This is a genomic window from Nitratireductor sp. GCM10026969 (assembly GCF_042660605.1).
Classification (GTDB): domain Bacteria; phylum Pseudomonadota; class Alphaproteobacteria; order Rhizobiales; family Rhizobiaceae; genus Chelativorans.
The window spans coordinates 1-8,685 of sequence record NZ_JBHSUM010000167.1; the positions used below are offsets into that span (position 1 = coordinate 1).

An 8,685-nucleotide genomic window follows, 5' to 3' on the forward strand; every position below is an offset into this window, starting at 1 on the left:
CCGCGCCTGCACCGAGGTCGGCCAGCCGCCCACTGAAATTCCCCGGAACGGCGCCCGCAAGGAGCATGGCGTCGAGGCCGGCGCGGTGGCCTTTGCCGGCGGGCTGGACGAGGTGAAACCGGCCGCGGTGAAAGGCGTCGATGGTGAAGCTGCCGTCCCGGTGCATGGCGCAAGGCGTCAGGAGGTGCCGCCGTCGCCTGTCACACCGGCGTCGGCCAGCAGGCGCCGTGCATGATCGGCTTTTTCCGTCTCCACGAGCACGCGGCGCGGCAGTATCCCGAGCGAGCCCTCCATGATGCTCATGTTCTGGTCGGCCACCATATAGTCGATACCGGCATCCCGCAGCAGGCTTTCGACGAAGGAGAGGGTGACGGCATCGTTGGTGCGCAATAGTTCTATCATCGTGCGCGACGTTGGCAGGTCGCCGCGCGCTTGTAAATGCAAAGCGGTTGTCCTAACCCCCTGGTCGCGCTAATTCGCCGCTTGCGGCCGGCGCAGGTGCCGCCATACAGTCCCGGCCGGGCAGTCCCGCCCGGCACAGCGAAGTGGAGGTTTTCCCGGTGGGTGTCGTATTGAACCTCGAAGGCGGCAAGCGCGACGCGGCTTCGGTCGAGAGCCTTGTCGGGCTCACCAAGGACGATATGGCGCGCGTCAACGAGCTGATTCTGACCAAGGCAGGCTCGGACGTGGACCTCATTCCCGAACTCGCACGCCATCTCATCTCCTCCGGTGGCAAGCGGCTGCGGCCGATGATCACGCTCGCCGCCGCCCAGATGTTCGGCTATGCCGGCGAGGGCCATGTGAAGCTCGCCACCAGCGTGGAATTCATGCACACCGCCACGCTCCTGCACGACGACGTGGTGGACGAGAGCGACCTGCGCCGCGGCAAGCGTACCGCGCGCATGATCTGGGGCAATCAGGCAAGCGTGTTGGTCGGCGATTTCCTGCTCGGCCAGGCCTTCCGGCTGATGGTCGAGGTCGGCTCCCTCGAGGCGCTCGACATCCTCTCCGCCGCCGCGTCCGTGATCGCCGAGGGCGAGGTGATGCAGCTCGGCGTGGCCAAGAACCTGGAGACCACCGAAGACGAATATCTGGCCGTCATCAAGGCCAAGACGGCCGCGCTGTTTTCCGCCGCGGCGGAGGTGGGGCCGGTGATCGCCGAGGCCGCGCGCGCCGACCGTGCGGCCCTGCGCTCTTTCGGCGCCAATCTCGGCCTTGCATTCCAACTCGTCGATGACGCGCTCGACTACGGCGGCAGCAGCAGCGACCTGGGCAAGAACATCGGTGACGATTTCCGCGAGGGCAAGGTGACCCTGCCCGTCATCCTGAGCTATCGCCGCGGTTCGGAGGAGGAGCGCGCATTCTGGAAGCGGGCGATCGAGAACAATGAAAACGACGAGGCGGCACTGAAGAAGGCCATCGGCCTGATGAACAAGCACGGCGCCATCGGTGACACCATCGGGCGTGCGCGCCATTTCGGCGAGATCGCGCGCGACGCGCTGGCGCCGCTGAAAAGCACTCCGCAGAAATCGGCGCTTTTCGACGTCATCGATTTCTGCATCAGCCGTGTGGTATGAACGGCGCGAAAAACAGCTATTGCCCGTTGAAGCGTCTCCGCAAAAAGGCCATGCTCTTGCCTTAAGCCCCGGATGGGAGCGGGCGGAGCGGCCCGTATGCAGGCGGCCGACGGAAGGGAAACAATGCGGCGAATGAAGGCAGGCTTGAAAGCGACCGCGGCTGCCGCGGCGTTAATGATGTTCTCCGTGGAGGCGGGTCTCGCCAGGCCGGACGCGGAAACGATCGGGATCGCACCCGTGCATTCCTTCTCCGGCGCCTATCTCGCCGGGCGGGCGGCCGAATTCGAGAACGATCTGGATACGGCGATCGCCTATTACCAGCGGGCGATCGCGTTCGATCCCGAAAACGGCGCCTTGCAGCAAAGCCTGCTGCGCACCCTGGTCCTGCAGGGAAGGCTCGACGAGGCGCTGCCTTACGCCAGGAAGCTGCAGTCGGAGCCGGAGATGGAGCGCTTCTCCCGGCTCGTCCTCGCCATCGATTCGTTCCGCAGTGAGGACTACGCGGAAGCCGAGCGCTGGCTGAAGCTGGTGCTGGAGTCCGACATCGACCGCCTGGTGACCGGCACCATGACGGCCTGGGCCAAGCTCGGGCAGGGCGATCTCGACGGCGCGCTGGCCCATATCGACGGCATGGAGGGCCCCAACTGGTATGGCCCCTTCACGGACTATCAGCGCGCGCTGATGCTGGCCGAGGGTGGCCGCGAGGCGGAGGCGAAGGAGGCATTCGAGGTATTCTTCAACAATCTCGTGCTGCAACCCGTGGTGCCGGACCGGTTCGGCCGCATGGCGGAGGCTTATGCCGCCTATCTGTCGAGCCTGGGAGAGGACGAGCAGGCGCTCGAGGTCGTGGAGCGGGCGCTCGAGTCCGGCGGCGGCATCGCTTCCGTGCAGGAACTGCGCGACAGGCTCGCGGCGGGCGAAACGCTTAAGCCCGTTGTGACGTCCGCCGCCGATGGGGCGGCCGAGGTCTTGCTCGACATGGCCACGGAGCTTGCCAGTTCGGGCGGCGAGGCCTTTCTTTCCTTCGCCCAGCTTTATCTTCAGCAGGCCTTCGCGCTGAGGCCGGACAATGATGCGATCCTGGTGCAGCTTGCGCGCCTGGCCGAAAGGCAACAGGAATCGGCGCGGGCGATCGGCTATTACGAGCAGATCGACGCGAGTTCCCCCTGGGCGCGCTTCGCGGACTTCCAGATCGGGCTCAACATGGCCGACCTGGACCGTCACGAGCAGGCGATAGAGCATTTGGAATCGGCGCTGGATGCGGATCCGTCCGACATGCGCGCCTATCTGGCCCTCGGCGGCGTCTACGCCGCGCAGGAGGATTATGCCGCCGCCGCCCGCGTCTACGACCGGGCGGTCGCCCGGATCGACGAGCCGCGGCGGGAGGACTGGAACCTGTTTTACCGGCGCGGTATCGCCTATGAGCGGCTCAAGGAATGGGAGAAGGCCGAGCCCAACTTCAAGACCGCCCTCGAGCTCTATCCCGACCAACCCCAGGTGCTGAACTATCTCGGCTACTCCTGGGTCGACATGAACATGAACCTTGAAGAGGCGATGGACCTCATTCGCCGCGCCGTGGAACTGCGTCCCAGCGACGGCTTCATCGTCGATTCGCTCGGCTGGGCGCATTACAGGCTGGGTGAATACGAGGAGGCGGTCGAGCAACTGGAGCGCGCCGTTTCCCTGCGCCCGCAGGATCCGGTGCTCAACGACCATCTGGGCGATGCCTATTGGCGTGTCGGCCGCAAGCTCGAGGCGCGTTTTCAATGGGCGCATGCGCGCGACCTGGAGCCCGAGCCCGAGCTTCTGGCCGAGGTGGAAACGAAGCTGGCCGAGGGCCTGCCGCCGGAAGAGGGCGACAAACTCGCCGATGCCGCCGGAAACGCCCGTACCGTCGTCCCCGGTGCCGGACAGAAGCCGGCGGACGAAGACGCCGAGGCCGCGGCTGCCGAACTCTACACCGTCCAACCCGGACAGACGCTCTGGTCCATCGCCACGGAGGAGCTGGGCGACGGCAGCCGCTATCACGACATTCTGGAGCTCAACCCCGTCTTGGGCGGCGACCCGAACCGGATCCGGCCCGGGCTGGAGCTGAAGTTGCCGGCGAACGACCGGTAGCGGTCTTCTTCAGCTGGACGGCGCAGGGGGCGGCGGGCAGGGCCGCCACCTTCCGCGGCTTGACGCTTCCCGGCCGCCACAATAGACGGTGCACGCGTCCCGAAACCACCGGAGTAGCCCGCGTGAACGCCGAACCTCTGCCGCACATGCATCCCGCCCGCTCGTTCCAGGGTCTCATTCTGACCTTGCAGCGCTACTGGGCCGAAAAGGGCTGCGTGATCCTCCAGCCCTACGACATGGAGGTGGGCGCCGGCACCTTTCACCCGGCCACGACGTTGCGCTCGCTCGGACCGCGCCCGTGGAACGCGGCCTATGTCCAGCCTTCGCGCCGCCCCAAGGACGGCCGCTACGGCGAGAACCCGAACCGGCTGCAGCACTATTACCAGTTCCAGGTGATCCTCAAGCCCAACCCGCCGGACCTGCAGGAGCTCTATCTGGGCTCGCTTCAAGCCATCGGCCTCGATCCGCTGCGCCACGACATCCGCTTCGTCGAGGACGACTGGGAAAGCCCGACGCTCGGCGCCTGGGGGCTCGGCTGGGAGTGCTGGTGCGATGGCATGGAGGTCTCGCAGTTCACCTATTTCCAGCAGGTCTGCGGCATCGAGTGCGCGCCCGTTTCCGGCGAGCTCACCTACGGGCTGGAGCGGCTCGCGATGTATGTCCAGGGTGTCGACAACGTCTACGAGCTCAATTTCAACGGGCTCGAAGAGCCCGACAAGGTCACCTATGGCGACGTCTTCCTGCAGGCCGAACAGGAATACTCGCGCTTCAATTTCGAATATGCCGATACCGGGCTTCTGTTCCGCCATTTCGAGGATGCCGAAAAGGAGTGCCGCGCGCTGCTGGAGGCCGGGGCTCCCGAGGCCGAAGGCGCGCTGCACAAGCTGGTCTTCCCCGCCTATGACCAGTGCATCAAGGCTTCCCACGTCTTCAATCTCCTCGACGCCCGCGGCGTCATCTCGGTGACCGAGCGCCAGAGCTATATCCTGCGCGTGCGCGACCTCGCCAAGGCCTGCGGCGAAGCTTTCCTGAAGACGGAGGCCGGCGGCGCGACGATGGAGCGCGAAGCGGCCTAACCGTCTTCATCCCGCAAGCCTTTGCGCATCCCGGCTGCACGGTGTGTCAACCAAAAGGTGACAGTCCACGGCATAGTTGGTATGCCGCCGCCAACCCTTTTCAGTCAGCACTGATCGAATCCTTCCATGCCCGACCTTCTCCTCGAACTGCGCTCCGAAGAAATCCCCGCCCGCATGCAGCGCAAGGCGGCGGGTGACCTCAAGAAGCGCGTCACCGACGGCCTCGTGGAAGCCGGGCTCACCTATGAGGGATGCCAGGAATACTGGACGCCGCGCCGGCTGACGCTGGATGTCCGCGGAGTCACCGCCCGCTCCCGCGACGTGCGCGAGGAGCGCAAAGGACCCCGCACCGACGCGCCGGAAAAGGCTATAGAGGGCTTTCTGCGCGGCGCGGGGCTTTCCTCGATCGAGGAGGCGGAGGTCCGCTCTGATCCGAAGAAGGGCGAGTTTTATGTTGCCGTGATCGAGAAGAAGGGGGGGGCGGCCGAGGAGATCATCGCCGAGATGATGCCCGCCATCATCCGCGACTTCCCCTGGCCGAAATCCATGCGCTGGGGCGCGGCCTCGCGCAATCCCGGCTCGTTGCGCTGGGTGCGGCCGCTGCAATCGATCCTCTGCACCTTCGGGCCCGAGACGGAGGAGCCGGAGGTGGTCGATTTCGCCGTCGACGGCATCCGTTCCTCGAACGTCACCTACGGCCACCGCTTCCACGCGCCGGACCCGATCACCGTGCGCCGCTTCGATGATTACGTGGCGAGCCTCGAAGCGGCCAAGGTCGTGCTCGATCCCGAGCGACGCAAGCGCATGATCCGTGATGACGCCAAGAATTTGGCCTTCGCCAACGGCCTCGATCTGGTCGAGGACGAGGGCCTGCTTGAAGAAGTCTCCGGCCTGGTCGAATGGCCGGTCGTGCTGATGGGCGAATTCGAGGAAGAATACCTCGAAATCCCCCCCGAAGTCGTCCGCCTCACCATCCGCGCCAACCAGAAGTGCTTCGTCACCCGTGCTTCGAGGCCGGCTTCGCCGGCACCTCGGCAAGAAGGTGCAGGAGCCCCTCATCCTGAGCCTGAAGGCACCGCAGCTCCTCATCCTGAGCCTGTCGAAGGATCGGGGGGCGAGCCGCGCCTCTCCAACCGCTTCATCATCACCGCCAACATCGTGGCCGAGGACGGCGGAAAGGAGATCGCCTACGGCAACGGCAAGGTGGTGCGCGCGCGCCTCTCCGACGCGCTCTATTTCTGGAAGACCGACCAGGCCGACCTGCCGGACCTCGATGACCTGAAGGCGTCCGCCGAAAAATTCGGCCTCGACCTGGCAAAGCCGCTCGACCAGCGCATGGCGCGCCTCGACCATCTGAACGTCACTTTCCACGCCAAGCTCGGCACGCAAGGCGAGCGCGTCGAGCGCATCCGCCGGCTCGCGCGCGAACTGGCACCCATCGTCGGCGCTGACCCGGACCTGGCCGAGCGCGCCGCCGTGTTGGCGAAGGCGGATCTGCAGACGGAGGTGGTGGGCGAATTCCCTGAGCTTCAGGGCGCGATGGGGCGGCAGTATGCCGAGCTGCAGGGCGAGGACCTATCGGTCGCCCGAGCCATCGAGGAGCATTATAAGCCGCTCGGCCCCTCGGACATCGTGCCCACCGATCCGGTCTCGGTCGCCGTAGCGCTGGCCGACAAGCTCGACATGCTGGTCGGCTTCTGGGCCATCGACGAGAAGCCGACCGGGAGCAAGGATCCGTATGCGCTGAGGAGGGCGGCGCTGGGGGTGATCCGGGTTGTGGTGGAGAATCAAATACAGCTGAGCTTGCTATTGAAGCTTGCATCGATTCTGGCGCGCCAAGCTGTCGATCACCATTTCAGGTCATTGGGTCAAAAGATCCAAGCTGCCCAGTCACTGGCAAATTTAGGAGTCGACGAAGAAACTGTCGGTCAACTCAACCAAATGGTCGATCGAGAAAGCGCTCGAGACCGTGCTCACAAAATCATTGTGGACACCCAGGGCCCTGCCGTAGCGGTCGCGTATAACCTCCTCACCTTCTTCCACGACCGCCTGAAAATCTACCTACGCGATCAGGGCGCGCGCTATGACCTCATCGATGCGGTGCTGGCAAGCAGGGACGGGGAAGCCACCGCCAACGACGACCTCCTCCTCATCGTCCGCCGCGTCGAAGCCCTCTCGGACCTGCTCGGCACCGAGGACGGCAAGAACCTTTTGGCCGGCACCAACCGCGCCATCAGCATTCTTGCGATCGAGGAGAAGAAGGGCACGGCAGTCGCAGAAGCGGTCGATCCCGCGCTCCTTTCCGAAAAGGCGGAGATCCGCTTGTTCGACGCGGTGAATCAGGCTGAGAAGGAAGCCGGCGAAGCGATTCAAAACCAAGACTTTTCCGCCGCCATGCGGGCGCTCGCGGCACTGCGCGCGCCGATTGATTCATTCTTCGAGGATGTCCTCGTAAATGTCGAGAATGATTCGCTTCGTGCCAATCGGCTGGCGCTTCTCGCCCGTATCCGCCAGGCGACCGGGCAGGTTGCCGATTTTTCCAAGATCGCCGGCTGATTGTCTCGCCGCCTTCGTCATCCCGGCCAAGGGAGCGTAAGCGACCGCGAGCCGGGATCCATTCCGGAACGTGGACGAGTCACGGAATGGATCCCGGACAGCCTCAGCTTCGCTTCGGCTTCCGGGATGACGGGGAAAGCCGGGCGATCACCGTGACCTACCCGAATGCGATCACCGCGAGCACCACGGCAATATAGGACAAAAGCCCCGCAAGGGGTCCGACGCGCTGGATGAAGGCGGGCGGCGGCGTGCCGGGCTTGGTGCGCGCCATGGCGAGGCGCACGACGATCAGGATCGCCAGGATGGCCGTCGCCGTGAGGAGCTTGAGCGCGAAGGCGGTGCCGAGCATGGCGCCGTCGTAGCCGGTCAGCCACATCCACAATCCCGTCGCCCACAGGAGCAGGACGCCGATGAGGGCGGCCATCGCGAAATGCTTTCTGAGCGTCATCAGCACCGGTGCGGGCGGCCCGTCCGCGCGCCTGGCCTGGATTGCCACCATCATGCTGCCCATGCCGCCCCCGGCCCCCAGCATGAGGCCGAAGAAATGCAGGATCTTCATCAACGCGAACATGGCCGTCTCCCCGTATCGGATGCAGCGAGGGTGTGCCGAACGGCCGTTGCGGTCAAGCGCGCTATTCCGGGTTCCTGACAGCGGCGGGCGCGGAGGCCGCGTTCGACGGCGCCGAGGAGACGACCGGCGTGGAAGCAGTGGCCTGCGGTGCAGTGGCGCGGCGGGCGGGCGTGCCGGAAATGCCGCCGCGAATGAGCATCGGGACCGAGGCGGAGCGTTCTTCGCCGTCCCTCGCGCTGGTGGTTTCACGTGCAGGCGTGAGCGGTGCAAGCTTTACGATCGACGGCCCCACGGATTTTTCCAGCGCCGGAAGCTCGCGTATGGAAGAGGCGCCCGCGGCATGGGGCAGCGCAAGTGCCATGAGAAGAACCGGGCCGAAGATTCTGTTTCGATTCATGATGTCCCCCGCGCATAAAGTGCCCCGCGCGCCATATTTATCGCCGGGCCGCTTAAAAAAGAGGTGCGGGAAAAGGTGGCATTTGAGCGGCTTGCCCTTGGCCCGCCGGCACGATAGCAAGCAGGCGAACCCGGAGACGGCGCCTTGGCCACGATCCTGCCGCAGGAAGAAGCATTGGAGGAAGCCTGCCGCGTGCTGGCGGCGGGCGAGCTCGTCGCCATTCCCACCGAAACCGTCTACGGCCTCGCTGCGGACGCCACCAACGGCGCAGCGGTCGCCCGCATCTTCGAGGCCAAGGGCCGGCCGCGCTTCAATCCGCTGATCGCCCACGTCGCGGACCGCGCGATGGCCGAGCGCCTGGCGGTCTTCTCTCCGCTTGCCGGGCGGCTG

General features: G+C 65.5%; 8 protein-coding genes and 1 pseudogene. 5 read left to right on the forward strand and 4 right to left on the reverse strand.

Going from position 1 to position 8,685, the window contains the following annotated elements:
* Together ACFP9U_RS21575 and ACFP9U_RS21580 are read right to left on the reverse strand one after the other, a co-directional pair.
* A pseudogene (locus tag ACFP9U_RS21575) lies at nucleotides 1–166 on the reverse strand (methyltransferase); the annotation flags it as partial.
* A gap of 11 nt (nucleotides 167–177) precedes the next feature.
* Nucleotides 178–402 carry a DUF2007 domain-containing protein gene (locus ACFP9U_RS21580; RefSeq protein WP_322452715.1) on the reverse strand — a complete coding sequence of 75 codons (225 nt, stop codon included), beginning with the start codon at nucleotides 400–402 and terminating at the stop codon, nucleotides 178–180.
* A gap of 158 nt (nucleotides 403–560) precedes the next feature.
* Between ACFP9U_RS21580 and ACFP9U_RS21585 the strand changes: the two genes are divergently transcribed.
* From ACFP9U_RS21585 to glyS, 4 genes are all read left to right on the forward strand, one after another.
* Nucleotides 561–1,577 carry a polyprenyl synthetase family protein gene (locus ACFP9U_RS21585; RefSeq protein WP_378624636.1) on the forward strand — a complete coding sequence of 339 codons (1,017 nt, stop codon included), beginning with the start codon at nucleotides 561–563 and terminating at the stop codon, nucleotides 1,575–1,577.
* 144 nt (nucleotides 1,578–1,721) lie between these two features.
* Entirely contained in the window at nucleotides 1,722–3,695 is a 1,974-nt protein-coding gene (locus ACFP9U_RS21590; RefSeq protein ID WP_378624638.1) for a tetratricopeptide repeat protein, read from the forward strand.
* A gap of 122 nt (nucleotides 3,696–3,817) precedes the next feature.
* Complete coding sequence (locus ACFP9U_RS21595) at nucleotides 3,818–4,771, forward strand: glycine--tRNA ligase subunit alpha (protein WP_378624640.1); 954 nt, start codon at nucleotides 3,818–3,820, stop codon at nucleotides 4,769–4,771.
* A gap of 126 nt (nucleotides 4,772–4,897) precedes the next feature.
* Nucleotides 4,898–7,327, forward strand: coding sequence for a glycine--tRNA ligase subunit beta (glyS, locus tag ACFP9U_RS21600; protein ID WP_378624641.1), 2,430 nt, complete (start codon nucleotides 4,898–4,900; stop codon nucleotides 7,325–7,327).
* Between the two features lie 157 nt (nucleotides 7,328–7,484).
* Here glyS and ACFP9U_RS21605 read toward each other — a convergent pair whose 3' ends face one another.
* Nucleotides 7,485–7,898, reverse strand: coding sequence for a hypothetical protein (locus tag ACFP9U_RS21605; protein ID WP_378624643.1), 414 nt, complete (start codon nucleotides 7,896–7,898; stop codon nucleotides 7,485–7,487).
* Between the two features lie 61 nt (nucleotides 7,899–7,959).
* Nucleotides 7,960–8,295 (reverse strand): hypothetical protein, encoded by a 336-nt coding sequence (locus tag ACFP9U_RS21610; RefSeq protein WP_378624644.1) that lies wholly within the window; start codon nucleotides 8,293–8,295, stop codon nucleotides 7,960–7,962.
* 144 nt (nucleotides 8,296–8,439) lie between these two features.
* Between ACFP9U_RS21610 and ACFP9U_RS21615 the strand changes: the two genes are divergently transcribed.
* Nucleotides 8,440–8,685: L-threonylcarbamoyladenylate synthase (locus ACFP9U_RS21615; RefSeq protein ID WP_378624646.1), on the forward strand; the 246-nt coding region annotated here is incomplete at its 3' end.